Raw genomic sequence first — 25,521 nt, forward strand, 5'->3', positions numbered from 1 at the left:
GGATAGAATGTCTGAACTGGTAGTGTCGAGATAATACGCGCATTACTATACGCGAATCGTCCGTTGCCAGCGATTAAGTGGCTATGTCTCTCGCACGACGAGTTATACGCGGTTTACAAGCCATGCTCGTAGCCGAGAGTGCGCGCATGCTTTCGAAAGGACTCATCGTCCTATTGCTCACGAACTACTTTCTCCAACCGGACGAGTACGGTCTGCTGCACTTATCGATCTCCGTTCTCGGAACCGGGCTCCTGTTCAGTTATCTCGGGCTCGCAAAATCAGCAGCACGCTACATAACAGAGTACAAAACGAAGGATCCATCGCAGATACCCTACATCATCACCAAGACATTACAGTACAATATCCTCGCTATCATCATTGTCTGTGGTGTATTCGTTGTTGGTAGCGGACCGATAGCGCGACTGCTCGGCGAGCCGTCCCTCGAACCGTTTCTGGTCGTCGGTGCCGGCTACATCGCGACGATGACGCTCTCTACCTTCACATCGATCGTGTTTCAAGGGTTCAACCGAGTGCGGTGGAGCGCATTTATTGGAGCACTGTCGAACGTCGGTCTGTTGTTGTTTGCGGTCGTATTCTTACTCCTCGGAATGGGTGCACTCGGTGCGCTCGCTGGCTACGTGGTCGGGTATGGAGTCGCTGCCATCGTTGGGTTGGGTGTCATCTACCGCCGATTCGTTCCAAACTACGAATCGGATGCGAGTCCAGAACCCGGTCTCTCGAAGAAAATCCTCCGATACAGTATTCCGCTCACGATCACACGCAGTGGTCACACGCTCGATAAGGATGTTGATACGATCCTCGTTGGGTTTTTCCTGAATCCCGCAGCGGTGGGCTTCTACGTGCTCGGAAAACAGATCGCTGATTTTGTCACAGTCCCTGCAACCTCGCTCGGATTTGCCATCTCTCCCGCGTACGGTGAGCAGAAAGCAAGCGACGATCTCGATGGAGCCGCTCGATTGTACGAAAACGCGTTCGTTCACACAGCGTTGATCTACATCCCCGCAGGAACGGGCCTCTTGCTGGTGTCCGAGCCGACGATCAGATATCTCTTTGGAACGGACTATCTCGGTGCCGTTCCCGTCGTTCAAGTCTTCGGCGCTTACATCCTGCTACGAGCGATTGATAAGATCACCAACGACGGTCTCGATTTCGTTGGACGCGCACGTGACCGAGCGATTGCGAAGACGGGCGCATCGGTGGCAAACGTGATTTTGAACGTCCTTTTCATCCCTGTTATCGGCGTCGTCGGTGCAGCTCTCTCGACCGTCATCACGTACGCTGCGCTGATCATCGTTGAACTGTATATTATCAACCAAGAGTTCCCAATCAACGTTCAGAGTCTCACAAAAGAAACGCTCAAAATCTGTCTGGTCACCGGACTCATGTCCAGTGTCGTGATAACCCTGCTCCCGTTCGTTTCCAGTCTCATCTCGCTGCTTACGGTCATCTTCATCGCAGGAGCGGTCTGGATGGGACTGACAGTGATGAGCGGACTGATTGATCCCTCGCTGGTCCATTCGTTCATCGGGAATGTGAACGAGTGAGAATCAGCGTGGGCGTACGAATACGTGTGAATTCCTCTTCTGACGTTTATCGAACGACACAGCCCGAATTCGACCCTTCTCAGAGATTCCACCGAGCGTATTTAGTGCCCGGTAGATTACTGCTGTTGTTGCTGGGTTGAGGATTGTTGGGGCTTGGCCTGCTCGGTTTCGTTAGCAGCGTCACGTATCAGTTCCATCATCCTGATAACCCACTGTGCCTGTTCGATGGGAACTGGCTGTTGATCTCCACGCAGCAGTGCATTCGCTTCGGCATCGATCTGGTAGAAGTGCGTTTTCAGTGCCTTTTCACTCTCCCAACTACTGTCGAACCGATTGGACAGAACGTCCTGAACCATGTTTGCCGTTCCCATGACCCGTCCAACTGCTCTGTCGAGGTTGTTTCGGGCACGATTGATCGACGATGTCGTGTAGTCTCTGCGGATGCGAACGACGGTCTGAGAAATGAGGTCGATGAGTAGCGAGCTGCGGTCGCCATGAACGCTGAGCTGATGCTGTGGAACACCACCCGCACTCACTCTGATTGAACTCAAGCCCCCATTGACTGTCGGATACTGCATCATCACCGAATCGTACGAGAACGGCTGCTCGTACGACTTCGTCAACGCTGTCTGTATGTCGATATCGTCATCGTTCTTTGGGTATCCTCCGATCGTCAGCGCGATGTACAGAGGATGTGGAATTCCCTCTTCGAACTCTCCACCCGACAATTCGAACGTCCACGATCCACGATTTGGTTCATCAGCGAACGATGTACCAGTGTATGTCAGGTCAACGCCACGGATCTTGCCAACAACCCCCTCGTCGATCAGCTTACGCGCCTTTCGCATGGCCGGATCGAACACGTGGTTGTGAACTGACGACAATACGACGTCGTTCTCTTCTGAGATCTCGATTAGTTCATCAAGTTCGTCGCTCGTCTCCGTAATCGGCTTTTCAATCAGAACGGGAACACCGCTTTCCATCGCTTTCCGTGCGAGTGTAACGTGTGTCTGTACAGGAGTACAGATATGTAGCCAGTGTAACTGTTCTGAGGAGAGCAGTTCGTCTATATCGAAGTATGCCGTTGTGTTGTGCTCGCGCGCTACTTTCGTCGCCCGCTCTTCGTCAATATCACAGACGGCAACAGGCGTCGTCTTCGGACATCTCCTCAGTGCTGTTAGATGTGTTCCCGATACAACACCCGCACCGACGACTGCTGTTCTGAGTACCATAAAGTAATATTTATCGATCGTATGCATTGTTATACGTCTCTTGGGTTCGGGTAAGGTCTCCTTATTCGTCGTGTGGTGGTCTTGACTCACCATCCGTTTCGTCAGTTGACTGTTCTTCATACGTCTGCGCCCGAGATTCGAGTGTGAAACGCTACCGTACATCGCTTTTCTATCAAATACCGCGATTTCGTACGGTAGCCACGCCTTACAACCGATAAGCACAGATTACCTACAATTAGTATAGAGGATTTTACATTATAGTTATGTGGTATACAATCGTGGGTAATTGCTTTCAATCCATGATGTTTAGGAACTGGAAAATGGATGTATGTAGCCGCAAGGTACTTTTTAGTAATCCTGCATTACCCAACGATGCCATCCAATGCAGAGAGAAAGGGAGAGAATAAGAGAAGCCTACAATTAGGCAGACGTGGGTATATGAAGCTTACCGGAGCCGTTGTCACCGGCTCTGCAGTCGGTACAACGCAGATTGGGCGTGCACGCGCAGCAACCCACCACGGGATCACATTCGATCGCGTTGTCGATGCGGTCGCTGATCTGGGCTGTGATCCAAAGGGGAACGCAGACGTCTCGAGTAAGGTCGAGTCGGCCCTCGACGGGCAGACGCTCGTCGAATTCCCCTCAGGGACGTATCACTGGGATGGATCGGTAACGCTCGATACCGATCGGATCGGGATTCGTGGGACGAGCGACGACGTGCTGTTCACCTTTCCTGCAGGGTACAACCAATTTTTCATCAACGGCTCGTGTGAACAAGCACTGTATGAGAACTTCGATGTCGACATCCAGCCCGAGAATACCGCGACAGGGATCCGAGTTGCTTCCGAGCGAGGATTCCACATCGAGAACATCGAGCACATCGGGCGCGGCACTGCCGATTCGAGCGACGTTACCCGCTGTTGGCAGCTCCGCGTGAACGATCCAGACGCAACGGGCGTCGTGAAAAACTTCGTTGCGAAGAAAGGCTCGGCGTGGGCGCACTACAAGGGTGGAGATGGTCGTGTTGGAATTTCTATCTACGGCGGCGAAGGGACGATCAAAGTCATCGACTGTCATCTCGAAGAGTTCGGTAACAACGGTATCTACGCGAGCCGATCTCTGAGTTCGGTCCAAGTCGAGGGCGGCACCTACCGCAACAACAACGTTGCTGGCATCCGCTTTTCGGGGAAAGGCAGCTACGTCGATGGTACAACCATCGAAGTCGACCCGAGCAAGTACTCCGGACCACGCACCAGAGAGGACGACTCGTTCAAAATGCGCGGTATTGTCGTCGAGCAAGGAAATAGCGACACGGGCGGATTCGACGATGCTGGCGCACAGATCCGGAACACAGATATCATCATCCAAGACAACCCAACCACCGGGCAAGCCATCTCTATGTGGACCGGTGGCCGAACACTCGCTGTCTCTAACACACGGATTGTTTACAACAACGACGGTGCGCCGGCGATCTACCGCGAGGGAAAAACCTCACAAGGCAGCCACAGCGCGAGTTCGGGCGCACGGTGGCTCCGCATGGACACCGTCCAGATCACCGGCGCTGCGGCAGAGGGACCAACCATCCTCGCCGAGGAAGCCGATAATACACAGATCAAAAACAGCTACATCGAACAAACCGGAGACGAACGGCAAGGCGTCGTCCTGTCTGATTCTGCGGACACTCTCGTTCAAAATAGTGTTATCGAGGTCAACGCGAAGGCTGTCTCCCTCGATTCTTCATCAGGGCAGTCGAAAAACATCAGACATTCGGGGAAACCACTCCCAAAAAGCGTCGGCGCACCATCATCCACGCCGAACAGCCCGCAAAAGGCCGCCGACGAAGTAGCCACGTCAGCTCCGAACACAGACACCCCTTCGAAGGAGAAGGATATGGCCGAGCCAGATAGCTCTCCGAAACAGAATAGTGGTGAGTCGAAAGCGAGCAAGAAGACCGAACACACGCTGGAGATCGAGGGAGCAGGTTCGAAATCTTCGTATTCGTTTGCTGTCGATGGGCAGGTAAATCCCAACAAGCGTCTCGGTCGGTTCGATACAGGCGATGATACGTTTGTCGGGGACAACTGGGTATCGGGATTCGTCGTTCGCTACAGCGACGGGTTCACGTTCACTGGTTCGATCATCGCATTCACGCTGGAGGGTGACGCCACGGTGCGTATCGATGGAGAAGAAGTCGATCCGAACACACTCGGAGACAGCGAGCAGCAGCATACGCTCGTCATCGACGGACAGACACCGAAAAAACCTACTTCGTACTCGTTCACCGTCGATGGATCGCTCACCAAAGGATCGCACGCCGATATGGATGATACTGTCAATAAATCGTCTGCTTGCGGAACCGTCGATGGATACCAAGACAGTTTCCAGTTTTCTGGACAGATCGTTCAGTTCGACATCGACGGCGATGCTGCAATTAGCTTCGAGAAATAGGAGGAGAAAATAATGAGTCTACCAACCACACGAAGCGCGATCGTCACCACGCTCGATGTTCGATCGCTCTGGGGGGGTAACCGAAACAATACATGACGACCGATAAGGGGCGCTCAGAGTGGCTGCATCAACCACCTGATCCCGATCCAGAGAAGGACCTCGGATACGAACTCGACTGCTGGGAAGTGACCGAAACTCGCTGTCGGGGCGAAGAACACCTTGCGTTCCTTCCCTCAGCTGATCGATTGATCGGTGATGCCGAATTCATCGTCGCGCATCCTGACGATGTCTGTGACCTGTTCGAAATGCTCTAACTAAGCTTCTCGCGTGCGCGAGACTCGATTACATCTGATCAGACCAACACGCTGAGCATCTGGCTATCCTCACAATCGACGAACGTGGTGTTTGGTGCTGTCTTTGACTTTGAATTCTTCATTGCAGTAGAATAATGCGTTCCCTATATCGACGAGCCAGAGGCATCTTAGACGATCTAACGGCTTGACCGGACTAGTTTGCTGGATCAATTAGAACCACCGAGGCAGCGATACTGTGTGTTAGCCGCTCTTCTTACGAATACTCCGCGGCGAGTTCGTCTAGTGCCTCGTGGTGATTCATGCTGTGTGGAGCGGTGAGCGGTGAAATACTCACTCGTCCGTCTAAAACGGCTCGTCGGTCCGTCCCGTCTGGGTCGGGAACGTTTCCATTGTCGATCCGATCGAAAATCCGGTCTCGGAGCACGACGTGTTCTTCGTCTATGACGGCGTCCATTGCATAGACGCTCGATGGTTCGGTAATTTCCATCTCACACGGACCCTCAGCCGACATCGGGACGTTCACATTCAGGTAATCTGCGTGCTCAAACACGCCTGACTCGACGGTATTCGCGGCGAGGTAGCGGGCGACACGCGCAGGCTCGTCGTATTCTTCGAGATCCGGATCGAACGACTGAAACGCTATATCGCCACCGGGAATGTACATCGAAACTGCGATTGCAGGCGTTTCGAAAAAGGTGGCCTCGACAGCAGCGCTCACCGTTCCGGAACGACCGAGCACGTACGCACCGAGGTTCGCTCCACGGTTGCAGCCCGAGACGACGAGATCGATCTCGGTTTCGATCGCCTGCATCCCGACGACAACGCAATCAGCCGGTGTTCCCTCAACTGCATAGCCTAGTTCGTGCTCCTCGACGGCGACGCGGCTCGACATTGAGCGTCCAACAGCACTCTGGTCGTCGGCAGGGGCGATGGCTGTCACGTCTCCCACTTCCGAGAGCGCTGCATAGAGCGCGCGCAACCCAGTCTCCTCGATACCGTCGTCGTTCGTGAGTAGGATGTTCATGATCCGTCTCAGGAGCGAGACAGAAAAAGCGCACCGTTCTCATTGCGAGAATTGTCGACCGTTTCGGCCTCCTTTCGTTCCCGTTTACAACATTTATTGGGCTACGACACAGTGCTGATACGGTCTACGATCGTCTCCTCGTCGACAACGAGGTTGTACGCTTGTTCGTCGTCGTTCCAGAGCACGAGTACGTTCTCGAACGCGAGGAGCGTACCGTACTCCGCTTGCGGGAGATCACGGTTCAGGCCAGTCTCGTTTGCGAGCACCGCGTAGTGATCGACCGTTTCGCTCCCGTCTCCAACTTCGAACAGCGGGTTGGCCGAACCGATGTCGTGGCTCAGTTTGATACCAACGAGGTTGATCCGATCCGAGACGTGGCTTTCCGATTCAGCCATCGGCGCGAACCGCGAGGGATCGGGCGTAAACTCGATCCGTTGCCGGCCATCACGACGAAGTACCGAATAGGCGTACTGAACGTCGACATTGATGAACTCCTCTGGTCGCTGTTCCGTTTCCGGTTCCGTTTCGTCGGTTGAATCGGTGTCCTGTGCTGTTGCTGTCTCGGTGGCTGCTTGTGCAAGCCGACGCTGGAACGTGGGTGTTTCGATATCTGGCTTGACGTCGAACGACCAGCCCTGAACGGTCGATTCTGGAGTCCGATCGGGCCAGAGTCGCACTGTCGGAGCATACACCGTGTAGTCTTGTTCGTCCACTAGTTCTCGCTCGATCGCTCGCAGTCCCGTGGCCGTGTTCTCGTCTGCTGGTGCAAGCATGAGACACGTTCCGTCGGTTGCCAGAGACGAGAGATATCGTTCGACAGTCGGAACCGGATCGTCGAGTTCGCTCAGAACGTTTGCGAACAGCACGAGATCGTACTCGTCGTCTGGCTCGAACGCTTCGGCGGTTTGGCGGTGGAGCGTGACGGATTGGTTGCATCCCGGTTCTACGAGCGCATCGAACACATCCGCGGCGGCACTCGGTTCGACAGCGTGGTAGTCGATCAGACACACATCGGACAGCAAATCGAGAATTCCGAGTGCCGGACCACCGACGCCCGCACCGACGTCGAGTAGTCGCAGTTGATGTGGGATACAGTCCTCACGAGCGAGATCGGCGAATGCATGCTGAGCGACCGCATAGTTGTCTGGTAAATGGTATATGGCGTATGCGAGCGCAGTTTCAGCGTCGTACTCGACGGATCGTTGATCGAAGTACTCGGCTTTGAACTGACGGATATTTTCTCGGAGTCGGTCACCCGACTCTCCTGTCTCCCACTGTTCGCCGTAGCGTTCGACAAGGAGTGTTTCGAGTCGTTCGACGTGGGATAGAGGTATCCGATCGACACCATCGAATTCGATTTCGACAGGTGAGTCCGACACCGGGACAAACGCCTCATCACGCTCGATGAGTCCGAGATCGAACGCCTGTTCGCGGAGCACTTGCCGCACAACAGCTGGATGGGGCTGTCCCTCGACGTACTCGTATATCTCCTCGGGATCGATCGGGCGCACGTTCTGTAGATACCGGGCGTTGTTCCGCACTTGTTCGCGTTGTTCGTCGTTCATTATTTTGCCTCCTGGTAGAGCGCCTCAAACGTCTCCTCGTCCGCGTCGGCGATACGCACAGCAGCCTGAGCGACATCTTCCGCCCCGCCGAACGCCTCCTGAATCTCGGCGTACACCCGTGGATTGCCGCTCGTGACTCGCTCGGCGAGAACAGAGAGCTGTTTCGAAACCGGCGTATGGAACTCCTCTCGTACGGTTTCACTGGCCAACCCAAACGCGAGGACGGCGGCGTGCGTTCGTGCTTGGACGGTTGCCATCGAGCGGTCGTGTTCCTCCGCTGTGGTTTCGAACAACGTGTTCCCGTCAGCGGAGAGATCATCTCGAATGCCGTCCGTCACCGGACCCGAGGCGTCGGGAACGACGGCGATACGACCGGGAGCGTGTCGAGCAGAGAACAGCGGATGAAGGCTCATCCGTTCGTGATCTGATCCATGCTTTCGCATCGCAGCGACCGCTGGTCCCATAACGCCCGTCAAATCGAGCACCGCTCGGCGAGCGCGATCGATGTGTGTCGCAATCGCAACTTCGGCAGCGGGGATCGGGACCGCGAGACAGACAGCGTCAAAGCGTTCGTCGGTATCGACAGCAACAGCGCGCCCATCCGTCGCTGTCGCGGCCCGCTCTGCATTAGTCTTGTTTCGGTCGGCATAGGCAACCGACCCACTGAGACACCCACCAAACCACGTTCCCATTTCCCCCGCGCCAACGACGAGTACGTTCATATGTCACGGATTCATCCCGGTACGCAAAAGCCTGTCCGACCGAGACAACGCGGTCGCACGCGTTTCGATCCGAGTGCTCACTGCACTCGACTTACCTGAGCGATACGAACGGGAGCGAGGCTCGCTGCTCGGCAGTGTACGAAAGCGCATCGTGCTGTGTGATGCCTTCGGGCGTAATCGTGTCCATAATCCGCGGTGCCATCGCTGTTATGCCGGACTTGGCTCCGCCGAAGACGTAGGATTCGTTCGCTTCCGCGACTGGACGCAGTGTTCCGCGGTCCTCGGACTGAACGACTGGAACAACTTCTAGGTCCGCGACGTCGCCATCGTCGAAAGCCCTCCGATCGACGCTCACCGTGACGGTGTTCGACGACGTGTCGACGGCTTCTCGAAGTGTGATCTGGTTGCCTGCGTCGGTCACTGGCGCGCCCGTCGAATCAACGAGGCTCTTGGTGAAACCACTGATCTCCATGCGGTAGTGCCACGGCTGCTCGAACGATGTCGTGGCCAGCAGATCGTCGAGGCTCGTCGTCGAGCCGCCGTCTTTGTTCGGATCGTGCATCCAGAGGACGAACATTTGAGGCGAGAATCCTCGACTACTCCCGAACGCGTTGTATAGGTTCTCGACTTCGAAGGTAAATTCGTACACGCTCGGCGTCTGCTCGACCGTAAAGGAGCGCAGGTCGAACGCACCGTCCTCGAAGGCGCTGTTGGTCGGGTAGGTGTAGCGTCCGGGGCCGTGATCGTCGTCGGCCGAATCCGAGAGGGAAGCGACGGTCACCGGCGGTTTGACCGTCACAGTCTCTGTCGCTAGTGCTGTTCCGTCGGCCGTTTGGACGGTTACATCGTGGGTTCCTGGCGTGTCAATCGAGTACGACAACGGTGTCTGATCCGTGGCGTTCGGTGCAAAACGGATGTTCGCATTCGCCACAACCTCGCTGTCGACGACGAGTTCGACGGTTGTGCCACCGATGTAATCCCCGCTGTTGGAGCCAGCGGCCACAATGAACGGCTCTTTGACGAACGTCTCGGCCTCGATAGACACATCGACAGTCTGTGTGGGCCGTTCGTAGGTCGGTAGTTCGGCGATTTCCCGACCGGTCGCTGGCCGCAGCCGGATGGCCGTACCGCCCGTCTCGATCAGTGAGGCCAGTATCGTCGTGCGTGGCGTAACGATCGCCGTATCGATGCGTACGTCCGAGAGATTCGTGTCGTACTCGGCGTCGATGCCGTCCGAATAGATCTCGGCAACGTACTTCCCTCTCGTATGACCGTTGCCGCTGCTTTTCCCGTGGCCGTTGCCGTTGTGCTTCTCGTGCCCCTTTCGCCTGCCGGGTGCAGCGTCGAGGAAGTCGAGTGGGATATCGAGTGCACGGCCGTTTTCATTGGTCATCGCACCGACGTACCATTCGTCCTCTTTCTGTCGGGCGGTGATCATGTACTCGCCGATTGCTGCGTCCAGCACTCGCGTATCGTCCCAACCGGCGGCAGGAACGTCTTTGATGAACTGGAACGCAGGCACCGTTGGGCCGAGCGTCGGGTCGGTGTCTGGCTCCGGCATCGATTGGCCTGTGTCGGTGAGGGCAACGGCATCGAGGTTGAATCCGCCAGTGTCCTCGTCTGTCACTGCCACTGCGACCGTGTTCTCGCCTGCGGTAAGCGAGATAGTCGTCGACACCGTTTCCCACTCATCCCAGTAGGCAGTCGGTGGAACATCGAGTTGGGTGGATGGCGACCCGTTGACCATCACGGTCGCCGTTCTGGGCGTCTCCGGTGGGACAGCGTTGTTCTCCTCATCGCTGGCGTACCGGAGATGGAACTCGTACTCGCCAGCCGAAACATCCTCGACCGTCCATGACGCCGTTGCATTGCTACTGCGGTTGGGATCGATGGGGACGTATTGACCACCGTGGGCGTTGGCCCACTTTGCGGCCGTCGGAAATCCATCGAGTTCGCCGAATTCGGCCTGTGCGACCCCACCAAGCGTGAGTACCGCTGGCTGCTCTGCGAGATAGGATTCCGGGAGGTCCGCAATCATCTGAAGACCACTGAAATAGGTCGGATACATCGCCAGCTGCTTGGCCCGTGTCGCCTCGATCCCGCCAGAACCTGAATCCGCATCGAAGATCCCCGGCGTGTACTCGACAGGCCCGCCGAGCATCCGTGTGAATGGGAATGTCACGTGATGTGCGGGGCTGACGTATCCAAACGAGTCGTACTCCTGACCCAGCACGCCCTCGCGGGTCATGACATTTGGATACGTTCGGCGTTCGCCGGTCGGCTTGATCGGCTCGTGGATCTCAAGCATCTGTCGGTGTTTGGCCGCCGCTCGATACACCAATCGGTGATGGTTAACCAGCGGCTGGCAGTGATGGTTGTACGTCGTTCCATCGATGGTGACACCGCTGTCGGCGACGTAACCGGTCTTGATCGAATGGATGCCCCGTTCCTCGTACTCGGCGAACGGATTGGGATCGTCGTTCAACTGAGCCTCGTAGTTCGAAATGTTTCCGGCGGTCTCGTTGTGTGCGGTCATCTTGACCGAGGGATCGAGCTGTTGACCGTATTCCGTGATCTCCTCCCAGTCGAAATCGGGATAGGAAGCATCGAAGTCCATCGCGCTCCCGTCGCCAGGGTACGTACTCCAACCCTTGTTCCACCCTTCGACGAGCACGCTTGGAATGCCATGTTCGCTCGCGAAATCCATGTATCGTTTCATCCGTCCGGTTTGAGCACCGTGATTACCCGTTTCTGGACCCATATACTCCCAGTCTGCCCGGCCGGTGATCATCAGCCACCAGACACCGAGGAACTTCTGGGGTTCGATCCAGTCGGTTCCCTGTGGAAAGTCGGTCGGGTCGTGGGGTGCGTTGAGATTGAGTACGAGGTTTGACTCGACGAGCGCCCCTGGTCGTCTGCCGATTTGGATTGTCCGCCACGGTGTCCGGTGTGGAGCTGCTGCCGTCACTTTCGTTCCGTCGGGTAGTGGGGCCAGCGTGGACTCGAAGGTAACCGAACCCTCCGACTGTGGTTCGATTGCCATCGCAGCGTAGTCCACGAGACTCGCTTCATGGATGCTCAGATACCGATCCTCGGCGGCTTTCATCGTGAGTGGAGTGTGTACACCGCCTGTCGGGCTCTGAGAGCTGATCTCACTCAACGATGTCTCGCTGTATGCGTATTCGTAACTGTTGAAGTCGTTCTGAATCCACCACGACGTATAGTCTCCGTTGAAGGAGAATTCTGTTCGTTCCGAACTGATGACGAACCCTCCGAAGCCACTATTTTCCGGGAAAACGTACCGAAAACCGACACCATCGTCGAACGCGCGAACCTCCAGCGTGAGCGAACGACCGGGGTCGGCGGCTTCTTGCAGTCCAATTCGAAGCGCCGCGTACTGCTCTCGAATCTCGTCGTACTGATCCCAGATCGGTGTCCACGTCGTGTGGGTCGCTGAACGCTCGGTTCCGGTGACAACGATCCCGTCGTGAAACGGAGCCTGATCCTGAAACTCGAAGCCAAGCGTCGAGTCTGCGATAACCGTCATTCCGTCGTGCACGACGCTGTAACTTGGGATTCCATTTGTCACGTCCACAGTCAGTTCGACAGCGCCGTCTGGAGAACTGAGCGTCTGTGTGGCAGTGCTGTCGCCATTCGTCACTTGCGCGGCAGTATCGTCTGCGACAGCGAGCGAAACGGACGAAGCAACAGCAAGCGATGCCAGTCCACCGACGAACGCCCGCCGACTAAGCCGTGTATATTGTTGTTGATTTTGTTCGTCAAACATCAGCTAGCATGGCTAATTCGAACGTAATAAAATTTTCCTCTGACAGGATTGTTCGATAACTGCTCTCTGTCTCCGTTACTCGATAATCAGTTCTTTTGGGTAATCGACGAGGTTTTCGAAGCCATCTTCGGTAACGACACCGAAATCCTCGATTCGGACACCGCCAACTGCGGGATCGTACAGCCCCGGTTCGATGGTGATGACGTGGCCCGGTTCGAGTGTCTCGCCGTTCGTTGCGATGCGTGGTCGCTCGTGAACGTCGAGTCCAATTCCGTGGCCCGTGCTGTGGATAAAGCCCGTCTTCGTGCGTTCATCACTCCGGAGTGTCGGTTCGCCCGCGTCCTCGTACACATCACAGACAGCGTCGTGAACGTCCGCGCCAGTCACACCTGGTTCGATGGCGTCCAAGGCAGCCGTTTGGGCTGCAAGCGTGAGCTCGTACCACTCTCGAATCGTTTCCGAGGGCGAACCCTTCACGAACGTCCGAGTCATGTCGGCGAAATATTTCGAGTCTTTTCCACGTGGGAAGATGTCGATAATGATGCTTTCGTCTGCTTTGAGTGGTCCGCTGCCCCGATCGTGTGGGTCAGCTGCGTCGGATCCACAGGCAACAATCGTTTCATCAAGCGCGTGGTCATTTCTGAGGAGCTCCATTTCGATTTCGCGACGGACGCGTTCGCTCGTCAGTGGCTCTCCATCGTAGTGTAGCGTGCCTGCCTCGACTGTCGCTTCCCGAATGAGCGTTTCGGCACGGGACATTGCCGCTTCATTCGCACGTTGGGCAGTGCGGATGTTCTTGATTTCTTCGTCGGTTTTCGTCGCGCGGAGCTTCGTTATCGTGTCATTGGTGTCTGCTGTCACGTCGATGTCGAGATCGCGTAGTCCGTCGGCAGTCGAGAGCGGAAATCGCGCCGGAACGGCCACAGATTGGACACCGTGTTTTTCGAGGAACGCAGCGACGACGCGGTTGTTCGCCTCCGTCGAATCGTATTTCTCACGCTTTTTGCGGTAATCGAAGTCACTGTACCGTGACACTGTCTCGGCGTTACTTTCTCGTTTCGCTCTTCCGTATTCGAGGCTCGAAACGAGCAGCTGTACACCGTCGGCGTACAACGTCACGAACGGGTCGGGTGCGTCGAATCCTGACAGATACCGTTGATTGGAGGTTTCGCTGTCCGCGTCGATCAGGTAGCCGTCGATAGTTCGGTCGGAAAGAAACGTTTCGAGATCTGAAACATCAGATTGCATGTTTCTGTCCTATACGTCGGTGGACAAAACGCTTTAGATGCGGTGTCGCTCTCTCGTGTCTCGATCATCGCCAGCGATTGATGAGCACAAGAAGGCTATAGCCGATCAGTCCCATAACGAACAGTATTGGTGGAATGAGAAACGGTCCAAACGTCTGTATCAACCACTCTATCGGCGTGGACATATGCTACCAACTCGTAGATCCGTCAATAAAGCTACGCTGTCTGAAGGGATTTCTATAAACCGTCGACAGACAGACACCGTCGCTGTGCTTTCAAGGCCCGTCGAGTGTATTATCGTATTGTGTCGATCAGATTGATGATTGATGCTCCCTAATCGCTTTTCTATTGGCGACGGAACGGACGAATGCGGCTAGCGAGTGCATCCATCCCACCCGATTGGGCACCAACCGCTGTCATTCCACGCCACTCGCTGGCCAGCAGGGTGTGCCGACGCAGTCGGAGAGTATCACGCTGCGTGCGTGTTTGTGCACGCAGTGTACACCACTCTATTCTACTCTACTCCACTTGGTCTGACTGGTGGCAATTCTCGAATCGCTGTTTGACGTCCGAGCAGGAATCGAATGAATGGCATACAGCGCAAGCGTGTCTGTGTAGTGGTGTCTACACTGTGATGATAACGGGGTTGCAAGTGCAGCGGACGATCCTTAGTTGACTGATGAATGAATGTAATCATGGTAAGATTTGCCTGCCCCTCGTGTGGAACAGTTCCAGATGGCACAGAAAAGTGGCTGCGTGTCGATTCCGTACCGGGACTTGGTCAGGACGCACCTACGGTCCAACTACTGATCGATGATGATCTCGAATCATTCGGGTCAGGTCTCGCTACGGACGATTCGGTAGAACCGATGACAACGCTGCGCCCGTGCGGACACTCGTTTCCGCACAGCACGGTAACCGCAGTCACAGAGCAACTCCATGTGCTCGATGATCTACTCGAACGCCACGCTAACGCCACAAGCGGCTTTGAAATCCAGTGCTTGCGCGAACAAATCCAGTCGACAGGAACGAAGCTCGATGCAATCGTCGATCGGTGTGTCGCACAAATGGATACAACGTGTCCTCATTGGCGAAAACGGACATGGATCGATACCAATTCGATGAATCAGTGAGTGTATCGTAACGTGAGCGTACCGCGTAGCCATCTCGGTTGAACTCCCCCTTCACTCTCTTCAGGGCTCCCCGTCGACAGTGGCCTTCATTGGCACTGCAATGATCTCCCGAGTGCGATCACGTTAAGGATGGTGTGAGCACAAGCCGGTCCGATCACACGAACCGAACTTGAGCGGACTGAAATGGTGGATACTAAACTGTTCCTTGCAAATACACCATTGACGATAATACAGTGGTGATGAACTTCGATCCATCCCACTTGTATTTCGAGCAAACGGATCTCATCGGTGAATATTCAATTGGGTATACTAGAATTATTCGTACTATCTGAATGGGCTGATGAGATCATCGAGACATCTCCAATAGAGTGTTCGTTGTTACAACTGTCAACCGGGGCTCCTTCGATTCTGGCAGTTGGATTTCTATGTTGATTTCCGCAACTGATGTCGGTTATCGAAACAGATAATTTCAATGATCCATGCTGATAGATGATCTGTTCGGAATACATGACTTCGTCGTCAGGTGCGGTCTGAGTCAGCTTCGTAATCTACCGCTCTCTCGTGGTCGAATAGCGGAATTTATATGCGTTCAAATATATTGGGCAGAATGGTCGATAGGGCGGACTCTCGCTCACAATTCATTCATCGATAGCACGTCAATTCAAATCGAGATATACAATATTATTTGTTCGGGATAACGAAGGGCTTGCCCGGACAAAACACTGATAGTGTGAATATACGGAAAATAGCCGGAGTCGTCCGGTGTGAAACAATTGGAGTGTTAGCTTCGCTTGCGATACAGTCAATCAGCAAACGACGATCTTCTGATGGTATCACCAGTGCCGTCCGAGTGCACAACCTGATGTCGCATCCTTAATCTAATCATTTAAAATTTTAAAGAAGGTTGAGGGACTAATTTGGAATATTATATTAATAATGCATCGTTTGCATACCAATATTTATCCATTTGATCATATCGAACGCGGTGGTTATTCCTTATGTGTTCCCGATCGATATGAGTGTTGAGTGACTCTCGCATGCTTCGAACTGCTGTGGTGGTATGAGTAATTTGATCGAGTAACTACTCATCCGTGGTGTATCAGCGTGTGAATGCAGGTGTTACTCAAAGTGCTCTCTTCGGAGCTACTGTCGGGTGTTCAAATATATAGTATTACATTCGTAACTGTGTAAAGACGTGATGGGTAGCGATCCGTGGCGACATCTCTCCGTGAGTAAGCGCTATACCCGTTTTCGAACGTGCTTTCGTGTCTCATACTATTGTGTGATAATCTCCCCACACTGGTTGTATTATTGACTACTTGTCTCGACGCTGGGAACTATTGTTTGAGGGTGTCAAACAACCGACGGTCAGTTGTCTTGGGTCGAACGTCGTATGTAGATACTCATTTTAGAAATTCGTGGTCCGTATCCACAGATTCAATTCTCGGCGAGTGTCGCAGGGTTGTAACCATGTTCTCCCTCACAGAAGGCATTCCAGCGACAGGAGTGAGACGGTCAGAACTGGTCGACGTTCATCAGACACGAGGATTCGTTCGAAAACAGTCTCCCCGAATACGTCGATCAAACGTCGATATCCGAATTATTAACTATCTCTCCAGAGACGTACTGTGTATGACCACAGTCACAGTTTGGAACGAATACCGACACGAGCAGGAGAGTGAGGTCGTCGCGGACGTATACCCCGACGGCATTCACGCGGTTATCACGGATGCGCTCGAATCACGAGGATTCGAAACACAAACGGCGACGCTCGATGAACCAGAGCACGGATTGACCAACGACGTACTCGACGACACGGATGTGCTGACGTGGTGGGGACACGCAGCCCACGATGAGGTCGAAGACGAAATCGTTGAACGCGTCCACCAGCGCGTGCTCGATGGGATGGGTCTGCTCGTTCTCCACTCCGGCCATTATTCGAAGATTTTTAAGACATTGATGGGGACAACTTGCTCGCTCAAGTGGCGTGAAGCGGCCGAGACAGAGCGTCTGTGGGTCGTTGAGCCAAGCCATCCGATTGCGGACGGCATCGATGAGTACATCGAAGTACCCGAAGCAGAGATGTACGGCGAACGCTTCGACATTCCTGCACCAGAGACGCTCGTGTTCAACTCGTGGTTCGAAGGAGGCGAGGTGTTCCGCTCGGGATGCTGTTATACACGCGGCAACGGACGCGTCTTCTATTTCCGTCCCGGTCACGAGACTTACCCAGTATACCATCAGGATGACATCCAACAGGTTCTGGCAAATGCTGTCGAGTGGGCAGCACCCGGTGACGAATCAACGCCAGAGTTCGGCAACGCCGATCCGATCGAAGCGATCGATATGACTGACGAGCGCAGCGTCCACTGAATTCGAGCAGTCCGCGAGGTGACAATCTACCCAAACATTTATTTGTATTTGGGGTGACTCAACTCGCATGCAAATCGGCGTACTGACGGCCGTTCTTGGCGGTCAATCGACAGCAGATGCATTTGAATACCTCGCTGATATCGGTGTCGACACGGTCGAGCTTGGGACTGGTGGCTTCCCTGGCGATGCTCACCTCTCACGCGAAGAGTACCTCTCAAACGAAGACGCACAAGCCGAACTCACCGATCTACTCGACGAGCATGATCTTCAGATATCGGCGTTGGCAACCCACAACAACCCTCTCCATCCTGATACAGAGCGCGCAGAACGAGCCGACACCGAACTTCGGGAAGCGATTCGTCTCGCTGATCAGCTTGATGTTGATGTTGTAACCTGTTTCTCAGGGCTTCCAGCAGGCAGTCCAAATGACGAGACACCCAACTGGATCACGGCACCGTGGCCGACCGAGCACGCCGAGGCGCACGAATACCAGTGGGAAGTCACAACAGAGTACTGGAGCAGTCTTGCCGAGCACGCCGAGGAGTACGGTGTGAACGTCGGCATCGAAATGCACCCGAACATGCTCGTCTACGAGCCGACTGGAATGTTAGCGCTCCGTGAGGCTACCAACGATCGGATCGGTGCGAATTTCGATCCATCCCACTTGTATTGGCAAGGTATTGATGTCACCGAGGCGATCCGGTTCTTGGGTGATCACGACGCCATCCACCATGTCCACGCGAAAGATACCCGTGTCTACGAGTCCAACGCGCGCGTGAAAGGTGTCCTCGACACCGCTCCCTACACGGAAGAACCGGACCGCTCGTGGTTGTTCCGGTCTGTCGGCTACGGCCACGGCGAAGAGCACTGGAAAGACATTGTCTCGACGCTACGGATGGTCGATTACGATGGTGCACTTTCGATCGAACACGAAGACTCACTGACCAGTGGACGCGAAGGGCTCGAAAAGGCCGTCGATCTCCTCGAACGTGCCGTGTTCGAAACCACACCCGGAGAAGCGTACTGGGCCGAGTAACGACTCCTGCGATTGTTTTTAGCATGCTCTGGCTGGTTTGTCAAGAGCTCCGGTAGCGACGACGTCAACGAGAGCCGACCGATCGTCGGATTGAGACAACCGGACGTCAGTAGAGTCGTCCGATTCAGTTACGCACGATCCCGCGCGGTTGTCTCTTCGAGGAATTCGTCGGGAAGCGCCTCGATCTCACCGATCTGCACGCGCCAGAGGTTAGCGTAGAGATCGCCGTTAGCCAGCAGTTCGTGGTGAGGGCCTTGTTCGACGATCGCTCCGTCTTCGAGAACGATGATGCGATCGGCGTTCCGAACGGTCGACAGTCGATGGGCAATAGAGAACGTCGTTCGGTCCTCGATCAGTTCTTCGAGGCTCTGCTGGATCAGAACTTCGGTCTCGTTATCGACGTGGCTCGTGGCTTCATCGAGAATGATGATTTCAGGATCCTTCAGAATAGCTCGCGCAATGGCGATACGCTGGCGCTGCCCGCCCGAGAGGCGGTCTCCTCGTTGCCCGACCTCTGTCTCGTAACCATCCTCGAGGTCAGTGATAAACTCGTCTGCGTTCGCGCGCGTGGCGGCGTCGATGATCTCTGACTCGGACGCTGCCATCCCGTACGCGATGTTCTCTTCAATCGTTCCGGTAAACAGGAATGGCTCCTGACCGACGTAGCCAATTCCGCCGCGCAAGCTGTGGAGCGAGATATTTCGGATATTTGTTCTATCGATCCGGATTGATCCTTCGTCAGCGTCGTACAATCGCATGAGTAGTTTCATCAGCGTCGATTTTCCAGATCCCGTCGGCCCGACGAGACCAATCATCTCACCCGACGAGACCGTGAACGACACATTAGTGATCGCCTCCTCACCATCGGGATAGGCGAACGAGACGTTGGAGAACGCGATATGACCGTTGGTGGCGTCGAGATCGATCGCCTCATCCTGTTCCGGAATCGTCACTGGATGATCCATCAGGACGAATACGCGTTCGGCAGACGCCTTTACCCGCTCGTAGTTGTTGAGGAGAATGCCCGCTTGCGACATCGGGCCCTGAATCTGACGCGTATACTGTAAGAACATGACGACGGTCCCCATGGACACCGTTCCGGAGAAGAACAGCGGTGGACCAAAGAGCAGCCACCAGCCACCGACAAGGAGGACAACCGCAAAGCCAGCACCGTTGATGAGCGTCAGGCCTGGACCAAACCGAACGCTCCACCGGCGGGCTGCCCAGCGGGCCTGCATATGCGAATCTGACGCCTCCTTGACGCGCTTCGATTCGAACGGCTCCGTCGTGAAGGATTTTACGACCGCAATCCCACTCAGATTATTTTCGAGCCGTGCCGCGAGATCGCCGAACGTCCCACGAGCCGCACGGTATTTCGGACGAACCGTTTGGATAAATCCGTAGCTGATAATCGTCAGAAACGGTGCGGGCAACAGCGCGACGAGACCGAGCTGCCAGTTAATCGTCATCATCACGAATGTGACACCAGCTACCTGAACGAGGATGTTCAGAATGCGCCCGACCCAGCCGTTGAGAAATCCTTCGAGTCGATTGACATCGCTCGTGAGGATGCTCATCAGCTCTCCGGTTTGTTTATCCGCGAAAAACGCCATGCCAAGGCGCTGCATCTGATCGTAGACATCGGTGCGGAGTGCGTGTTGGACGTTCTCAGCGAACTTGGCCCAGCCCCAGCTTCCAAACCACGTCAACAGTGCGTTCAATGTGTACGCACCCAGAATGAGACCGAAAATGAACAGCAGCTTCTCATTGGTCGATGTGGGGATGTACGCGGCTGGTAGCACTGGTAGCGCGAACGGTCGCTCTCCGGTAAAGAGCGCATCGATTGCAAGCGCGAGAAGATACGCTGGAGCCAACCCCAACAGTGGTGAGATCAGATTCGAGACAAGAGCAATGCCTACTGGAAACGGATATTTCCGCCCATACCGGCTGAACAGCCGAAACATCGGTCGAGAAACCTCCTTGCGCTCCTCAATGAAAAGTTCTTCATGATCATCAGGCATTTCGAAAACCGCCTCGATTCAGCACATAGTCGCTATGAATTCGTCTAGGTATTTCTGGTGGGCAATCAGGAGGGAAGCGAACCGTGACGTCCGCTGTCGCTGCGTCGTTGTTATGTGACAAACACATCCTATTTGGTGTTGGTCTACCGTCTGAAATTTATTCCGAAGACAGCAACAGTCTCCGGATCTCCCCACTGTTTCTCGTCACCATCACACCACGAATGCGATGATCATCGTGTGTCTCAGTTTCACTGCAGCGGCGACACATCAGCCAAGCTCTTTTTATCGGAAACTGGTACGTAGCATCCTCCATGCTGGTTACCTAATATATAGAAAGCACTAAGTTTCAGCCGAGAAATTCAGGTGCATGACACTCGATATCGGTGTTCTCGGCTATCGGTTTATGGGTGAAGCACACGCGAATGCCCTCGCGCGATTACCGATGTTCTTCTCGGATGCTCCCGAAGTGAATCGGCACGTGCTCATTGGGCGTGACGAACACGCACTCAAGAATGCAGCCGATCAGCTCGGATTTACGCACACGGCAACTGCGTGGGAAGATGCGCTGGACGAGATAGATGTTTTCTACAATCTCGGACCGAATCACGTCCACGCCGAGCCATCGATTGCGGCGCTCGAACAAGACGTGTCTGTGTTCTGTGAAAAGCCACTCGCACCGACGTTGTCGGACGCAGAACGGATGGCGGATGCCGCTCGTGGGACGGATGCGATTGCGGGAATTGCGTTCAACTACCGCTATGTGCCTGCAATCCAGTACGCACGAGAACTCATCGCGAACGGAGATCTCGGTGAGATCAACCACGTCCGGGCACGATATCTACAGGATTGGCTGGTCGATCCGGACGCACCGTGGAGCTGGCGCTCCTCAAAAGACCTTGCTGGCAGCGGGTCACTCGGCGATTTGGGAGCTCATTCTATCGACCTCGCCCGGTTCCTCGTCGGGGATGTAGCTGGCGAGATCGACCGCGTCTCGGGCCACCTTCAGACGTTCGTCGAAGAACGACCGGTGGATCCCGACGACGATGACAGCGAAACACGCCCAGTAACAGTCGATGATGCGTACTCGGCGCAGGTGGCATTCGAATCCGGTGCGATGGGAACGTTCGAGGCTTCGCGCTTTGCAACGGGGCACAAGAACGACAACACCATCGAAATAAACGGTTCAAAAGGCAGTCTGCGATTCTCGCTCGAACGACTGAACGAACTCGAACTGCTCGAATCGGGCAACCGTGGATTCCAGACGGTCATGGTCACTGACCCCGATGATCCGTACGTCGATCACTGGTGGCCGCCGGGCCACGTCATTGGCTGGGAGCACACGTTCGTTCACGAAAACTACGAATTCCTCACGAGTGTGCGCGACGAGACACCGTACGAACCCAGCTTTGCAGACGGATGCACGGTCCAACGCATTCTTGATGCCATCGAACAGTCCGACGAACGCGCCGAGTGGGTGTCGGTTGAGTAGGTCCCTCACGAAGTACACCTGCACAAAAAATTGTGCTCGTTTTTTGATTGTCCAGTCTGAGCGTAACTGATGTGTCTTTCGGGCCTCCTTGTGAGCGTCTCGTTGGAAGATTCCTCTCTCTATTACCTGCTGATTGATTTAGTAAGGCATATCACCGTCGTCATAATAGAACAATCCCAGAACACATTCGGACCAGATGAGTCGCTGGTGGCTCTACTACGGAATTGAGCATACACATCTGATGCACTATCACAAGACACCCATTCTGACGTTACGGTGTCACGAAAAACTTTAAAAATATATGTTGAGGTGAGCATCTTTGTTCCGATTTGGTCATAGTTCACTCCTCGATCCTTCTGGTGTTGTGACTGATTTTGTCCCGTCTGGGTACACTTATATTGATGGACACAATACTTGGATATCATATGTCATGGAAAGTGGAACGCGTCGTTGAGCACGCCTATGAAACGGGCGAGGGTCCATTGTATCACCCCGACGAGCATTGTCTCTATTGGGTGGATATTCCGAATGGGCACATGTATCGCTATGATCTCGATACCGGCGAGCACGAACAGTGTTACAGTGGCTCGCCAGTCGGTGGCTTCACGATCCAAGCAGACGGCTCATTGCTGTTGTTCAAGGCAGATGGCGAAATTACTGTCTGGGACAACGGCAGAGAGGAGACCATCATCAAAGAGATCCCGGAAGAACGCGGTTCACGGTTCAACGACGTTATTGCAGGCCCAGAGGGACGCGTGTACTGTGGAACGATGCCACCCGAGGGACGTCTGTACTGCCTCGACACCGATGGAACAGTGACGATGCTCATCTCTGATGTCGCGGTCTCGAATGGGCTGGGATTCTCTCCTGATCAAGCCAAGGTCTACTTCGCCGAGACTGACGCAGAGACGATCTGGTCGTTCGATTACGACGCTACAACCGGCGATCTGTCCAATCGACGTACTTTCGTCGAAACAGTCGGTGGGCCGGGATCTCCCGACGGGCTGACGGTCGACGCTGAGGGGTACGTCTGGTCAGCACGCTGGAACGGTGGCTGTGTCGTTCGCCACGATCCCGAAAACGGCCAAATCGTCGACCGTGTCCAGTTGCCTGCGCGGAAGGTTTCATGCATCACGTTTGGTGGCCCCGAGTACGATCAAGCGTACGTGACGACCGCGACCGCTGGCAACGATCGTTCTGTTGAGGGAGACGGTGCAGGCGCACTGTTCCGATTCACACCCGACGTGAACGGCGTTCCCGAGTTTCAATCACGGGTCGGACTATAAGACGACAGCGCGTCGTACTGTTTTCGAGCGTTCGAGATCTAATAGCTATACACATGTGTAGAACCGAATGTCTCTGCTTTGATCGTGTCTGTCTCTCCTCAATTGCTGTTCTTCGCACATGATCGTCACGGTACACTTAGTAATTGTGCCATTTTCGATTGTCTCTCGATGAGGTGCGTTCAGTCATTTGGAGACTAATCAGTATCATCTTGCGGAGGACAGCTGCCGGTTCGCTTGAGAATCACGGTATACTGATCGATGCCCATATCTTGTGGATCTCCGTACTGAATGGTCCACGGGACCACCCCAACTCGAACAAGCTCCGGCAATCGGGAGTCCTCTGATTTCCCGTCAAGGAACGAGGGACGAGGTCCGAACGTGGCAGCGACCGTGTATGGATATCGATCTCCAGCGAGCAAATTACGGTAGTAGTCCGTTAATCGAGGATCGGACAGAACCGTCGTCCGAGCATTTCGATCATCTGGAGCGAGATACTGGAGCGCCCTGGGAAAGGTGAGCTCGATATACGTCGGACAGCGGTGGGGCATGGCCAACACCCATTCTGGAGATGACATCCGGATTGTTTTCCCGTCAACAGGGGTCTCTCGATAGTTCGGGTGATTAATACGCATTCCATGTGGAACAGCTGCTTCCTGTGGGTCCATCAGATACGTTTCTACTGTCGCGTTCGATGATGCGTCCGCTCTCAACCACTCTGTGGCTTCATTTCGGGGTTGGGTTGCGTATCCGAGAACACCAACACCAGCATACACGCTGCTTGAGAGCAAAAGAACGACAATAAGCGGACTGGCAAGCGACCGATTCCGGTTGTAAAAGCGCGTCAAAACTGCCGCAAGAAGGAGAATGAGCAACGGAAACGTTGGAAGGAGGTGATGCGTGCGTACATACGACCAGCCGGCGTACACCGAGAGATACGCACCGATCCCAACAATAGACAACACGATGGCATCGGACTCTTGTGTTCGCTCTCTCAATCGGGGAAGACTCACCACAACGCTACAGCAACCTGCGACAAACAGCGCTCCGCCCAATCCGTGGAGATAGCCACGGAGAATCCACCACCAGCTTGGTTCGACTCGCCATCCGTACGACTGGCTTTTGTTCACCAGTCCCCGCTGCATCCGATCCAGAAGCCGATCCAGACCAGGAGCAAATACGCTTGGATAGCCAATGACGATCAGTGCAGCACCGACCACAATCCCGACAGTAATGAGACGCGGTCGTATCAGCGCCTCTCGCCACGCTGTGCCTGCATTACGTACGTACAGGAGATACGCGATTCCGAGGAGTAACACACTCGCTCCGGCAGTGAGTTTGAACGCGATGGCAATACCACCGCTTGCGCACCCAGCGAGATATATCGCTTTATCCCCCGTGTGAGCGTATCGGAGACCGCAGTAGACGACGAGAAGCAGAAAAAACAACGCTGGGATGTCTTCGCCAACCTCGTGCGCCGAGATGAGAAACCCCCACGTGAGCGATAACAAGATGGCCGACAGACGCCCTGTCATTCGGTCACGCATCGTCGTTCCAATGCGGTAGAGCACGTAGACGCATCCGACCGCACAAACGACGTTCGTGAGACGCGAAAGTAGAAGACTCCACGTCCAGATCCACTTTGGCATCTGATACCAGTGTGTCCACAGGCTGATCGACTGATTTCCCGGAATAGCAGTGAATGCGTCGAGCTGTCCGAGGAAGAACGCAACAACAAAGACCGGAATGATGGCGATTCCATAGAGATATAACGTCGCTCCGTACGCTCGACCCCAAGCAATTCCTTGTAGCAACGAGTCAATCCCTGGCTCATCGATGAAGAACCCGACAGCAACCATCGGATTGTTGATGCGCCAGCGTTCATCTCGTGTTGCAAAATTTGGAATCCGGTGCCAAAACCAAAATCCCGCCATTACCGCCGCTAACACGAGGATATACAGAAGGTATGGATCTGATGTGATATCGTCGATGAATTGCCGCTTTGCACGACCAAGCAATCCACCCGTGACTCGCCGCATATCGATTCCTTCGAAATGATAGATATATAAAATCTAGTATTCTGGGCACAAATCTTCAATGGAGCAGATCATTGTGGTTGACACTATTACTGTTACTCAAATCACAACAAGACGTTCCGACAGTGATTGGATGTTGTGTATGAATAGAACGTACTACCTCCGCTCTTGGCGAAGTATGGGATTCACATCACTTGTCTGTCGCTTCGTTATGCCCAGATTGTTTGTTCTGGTATCTGTACTCTC

Annotated in this window: 16 protein-coding genes; 8 read left to right on the forward strand and 8 right to left on the reverse strand. The window is 54.5% G+C overall.

The window, feature by feature from the left end; genetic code table 11:
* The first annotated feature begins 122 nt into the window (after positions 1 to 122).
* On the forward strand, positions 123 to 1,565 hold the full coding sequence (locus MW898_RS04300) for a flippase (RefSeq protein WP_248904862.1): 1,443 nt from the start codon (positions 123 to 125) through the stop codon (positions 1,563 to 1,565).
* Positions 1,566 to 1,681: 116 nt separating this feature from the next.
* Here the strand turns inward: MW898_RS04300 and MW898_RS04305 are convergent, their stop codons facing one another.
* Positions 1,682 to 2,797: a Gfo/Idh/MocA family protein gene (locus MW898_RS04305; RefSeq protein ID WP_248904863.1), complete on the reverse strand. Its 1,116-nt coding sequence runs from the start codon at positions 2,795 to 2,797 to the stop codon at positions 1,682 to 1,684.
* 438 nt (positions 2,798 to 3,235) lie between these two features.
* On the opposite strand from MW898_RS04305, the gene MW898_RS04310 reads away from it, so the two are divergent.
* Together MW898_RS04310 and MW898_RS04315 are read left to right on the forward strand one after the other, a co-directional pair.
* Positions 3,236 to 5,245, forward strand: coding sequence for a hypothetical protein (locus MW898_RS04310; RefSeq protein ID WP_248904865.1), 2,010 nt, complete (start codon positions 3,236 to 3,238; stop codon positions 5,243 to 5,245).
* A 92-nt stretch (positions 5,246 to 5,337) separates the two neighbouring features.
* Positions 5,338 to 5,559 carry a hypothetical protein gene (locus MW898_RS04315; protein WP_248904868.1) on the forward strand — a complete coding sequence of 74 codons (222 nt, stop codon included), beginning with the start codon at positions 5,338 to 5,340 and terminating at the stop codon, positions 5,557 to 5,559.
* A gap of 253 nt (positions 5,560 to 5,812) precedes the next feature.
* Here MW898_RS04315 and surE read toward each other — a convergent pair whose 3' ends face one another.
* The 5 genes from surE to MW898_RS04340 form a co-directional block, all read right to left on the reverse strand.
* Complete coding sequence (surE, locus tag MW898_RS04320) at positions 5,813 to 6,583, reverse strand: 5'/3'-nucleotidase SurE (RefSeq protein ID WP_248904870.1); 771 nt, start codon at positions 6,581 to 6,583, stop codon at positions 5,813 to 5,815.
* A 101-nt stretch (positions 6,584 to 6,684) separates the two neighbouring features.
* A complete protein-coding gene (locus MW898_RS04325) occupies positions 6,685 to 8,148 on the reverse strand; it encodes a small ribosomal subunit Rsm22 family protein (RefSeq protein WP_248904872.1) in 1,464 nt (487 codons plus the stop codon).
* A complete protein-coding gene (locus MW898_RS04330) occupies positions 8,148 to 8,870 on the reverse strand; it encodes a prephenate dehydrogenase (RefSeq protein WP_248904873.1) in 723 nt (240 codons plus the stop codon). Before MW898_RS04330 ends, MW898_RS04325 begins: the two co-directional genes overlap by 1 nt.
* A 91-nt stretch (positions 8,871 to 8,961) precedes the next feature.
* On the reverse strand, positions 8,962 to 12,657 hold the full coding sequence (locus tag MW898_RS04335) for a glycoside hydrolase family 97 N-terminal domain-containing protein (RefSeq protein ID WP_248904875.1): 3,696 nt from the start codon (positions 12,655 to 12,657) through the stop codon (positions 8,962 to 8,964).
* 75 nt (positions 12,658 to 12,732) lie between these two features.
* On the reverse strand, positions 12,733 to 13,905 hold the full coding sequence (locus tag MW898_RS04340; protein ID WP_248904877.1) for a M24 family metallopeptidase: 1,173 nt from the start codon (positions 13,903 to 13,905) through the stop codon (positions 12,733 to 12,735).
* 694 nt (positions 13,906 to 14,599) lie between these two features.
* Here MW898_RS04340 and MW898_RS04345 point away from each other — a divergent pair.
* The 3 genes from MW898_RS04345 (at position 14,600) to MW898_RS04355 (ending at position 18,446) form a co-directional block, all read left to right on the forward strand.
* On the forward strand, positions 14,600 to 15,037 hold the full coding sequence (locus tag MW898_RS04345) for a hypothetical protein (RefSeq protein WP_248904879.1): 438 nt from the start codon (positions 14,600 to 14,602) through the stop codon (positions 15,035 to 15,037).
* 1,632 nt (positions 15,038 to 16,669) lie between these two features.
* The gene (locus MW898_RS04350; RefSeq protein ID WP_248904881.1) at positions 16,670 to 17,410 is read left to right on the forward strand and encodes a ThuA domain-containing protein; all 741 of its coding nucleotides are present in this window, start codon (positions 16,670 to 16,672) and stop codon (positions 17,408 to 17,410) included.
* Positions 17,411 to 17,477: 67 nt separating this feature from the next.
* Positions 17,478 to 18,446 (forward strand): sugar phosphate isomerase/epimerase family protein, encoded by a 969-nt coding sequence (locus MW898_RS04355; RefSeq protein ID WP_248904883.1) that lies wholly within the window; start codon positions 17,478 to 17,480, stop codon positions 18,444 to 18,446.
* 128 nt (positions 18,447 to 18,574) lie between these two features.
* Here the strand turns inward: MW898_RS04355 and MW898_RS04360 are convergent, their stop codons facing one another.
* Complete coding sequence (locus MW898_RS04360; RefSeq protein WP_248904884.1) at positions 18,575 to 20,467, reverse strand: ABC transporter ATP-binding protein; 1,893 nt, start codon at positions 20,465 to 20,467, stop codon at positions 18,575 to 18,577.
* Positions 20,468 to 20,834: 367 nt separating this feature from the next.
* Here MW898_RS04360 and MW898_RS04365 point away from each other — a divergent pair, with 367 nt between their 5' ends.
* On the forward strand, positions 20,835 to 21,956 hold the full coding sequence (locus MW898_RS04365; RefSeq protein ID WP_248904886.1) for a Gfo/Idh/MocA family protein: 1,122 nt from the start codon (positions 20,835 to 20,837) through the stop codon (positions 21,954 to 21,956).
* A 425-nt stretch (positions 21,957 to 22,381) separates the two neighbouring features.
* Positions 22,382 to 23,242: an SMP-30/gluconolactonase/LRE family protein gene (locus tag MW898_RS04370; protein ID WP_248904889.1), complete on the forward strand. Its 861-nt coding sequence runs from the start codon at positions 22,382 to 22,384 to the stop codon at positions 23,240 to 23,242.
* A gap of 194 nt (positions 23,243 to 23,436) precedes the next feature.
* Here the strand turns inward: MW898_RS04370 and agl22 are convergent, their stop codons facing one another.
* Positions 23,437 to 25,278: an ArnT family glycosyltransferase gene (gene agl22, locus MW898_RS04375; protein WP_248904891.1), complete on the reverse strand. Its 1,842-nt coding sequence runs from the start codon at positions 25,276 to 25,278 to the stop codon at positions 23,437 to 23,439.
* Positions 25,279 to 25,521: the final 243 nt, after the last annotated feature.

Origin of the sequence: Halocatena marina, assembly GCF_023276375.1 — an archaeon.
Classification (GTDB): Archaea; Halobacteriota; Halobacteria; order Halobacteriales; family Haloarculaceae; genus Halocatena; species Halocatena marina.

Bases quoted from the DNA above. Each gene is read 5' to 3' on its own strand.
- surE (WP_248904870.1), bottom strand. From the start codon at position 6,583: ATGAACATCCTACTCACGAACGACGACGGTATCGAGGAGACTGGGTTG.
- MW898_RS04300 (WP_248904862.1), top strand. From the start codon at position 123: ATGCTCGTAGCCGAGAGTGCGCGCATGCTTTCGAAAGGACTCATCGTC.
- MW898_RS04365 (WP_248904886.1), top strand. From the start codon at position 20,835: ATGACACTCGATATCGGTGTTCTCGGCTATCGGTTTATGGGTGAAGCA.
- MW898_RS04330 (WP_248904873.1), bottom strand. From the start codon at position 8,870: ATGAACGTACTCGTCGTTGGCGCGGGGGAAATGGGAACGTGGTTTGGT.
- MW898_RS04345 (WP_248904879.1), top strand. From the start codon at position 14,600: ATGGTAAGATTTGCCTGCCCCTCGTGTGGAACAGTTCCAGATGGCACA.
- MW898_RS04350 (WP_248904881.1), top strand. From the start codon at position 16,670: ATGACCACAGTCACAGTTTGGAACGAATACCGACACGAGCAGGAGAGT.
- MW898_RS04325 (WP_248904872.1), bottom strand. From the start codon at position 8,148: ATGAACGACGAACAACGCGAACAAGTGCGGAACAACGCCCGGTATCTA.
- MW898_RS04340 (WP_248904877.1), bottom strand. From the start codon at position 13,905: ATGCAATCTGATGTTTCAGATCTCGAAACGTTTCTTTCCGACCGAACT.
- MW898_RS04360 (WP_248904884.1), bottom strand. From the start codon at position 20,467: ATGCCTGATGATCATGAAGAACTTTTCATTGAGGAGCGCAAGGAGGTT.
- MW898_RS04310 (WP_248904865.1), top strand. From the start codon at position 3,236: ATGAAGCTTACCGGAGCCGTTGTCACCGGCTCTGCAGTCGGTACAACG.
- MW898_RS04315 (WP_248904868.1), top strand. From the start codon at position 5,338: ATGACGACCGATAAGGGGCGCTCAGAGTGGCTGCATCAACCACCTGAT.
- MW898_RS04305 (WP_248904863.1), bottom strand. From the start codon at position 2,797: ATGGTACTCAGAACAGCAGTCGTCGGTGCGGGTGTTGTATCGGGAACA.
- MW898_RS04370 (WP_248904889.1), top strand. From the start codon at position 22,382: ATGTCATGGAAAGTGGAACGCGTCGTTGAGCACGCCTATGAAACGGGC.
- MW898_RS04355 (WP_248904883.1), top strand. From the start codon at position 17,478: ATGCAAATCGGCGTACTGACGGCCGTTCTTGGCGGTCAATCGACAGCA.
- agl22 (WP_248904891.1), bottom strand. From the start codon at position 25,278: ATGCGGCGAGTCACGGGTGGATTGCTTGGTCGTGCAAAGCGGCAATTC.
- MW898_RS04335 (WP_248904875.1), bottom strand. From the start codon at position 12,657: ATGTTTGACGAACAAAATCAACAACAATATACACGGCTTAGTCGGCGG.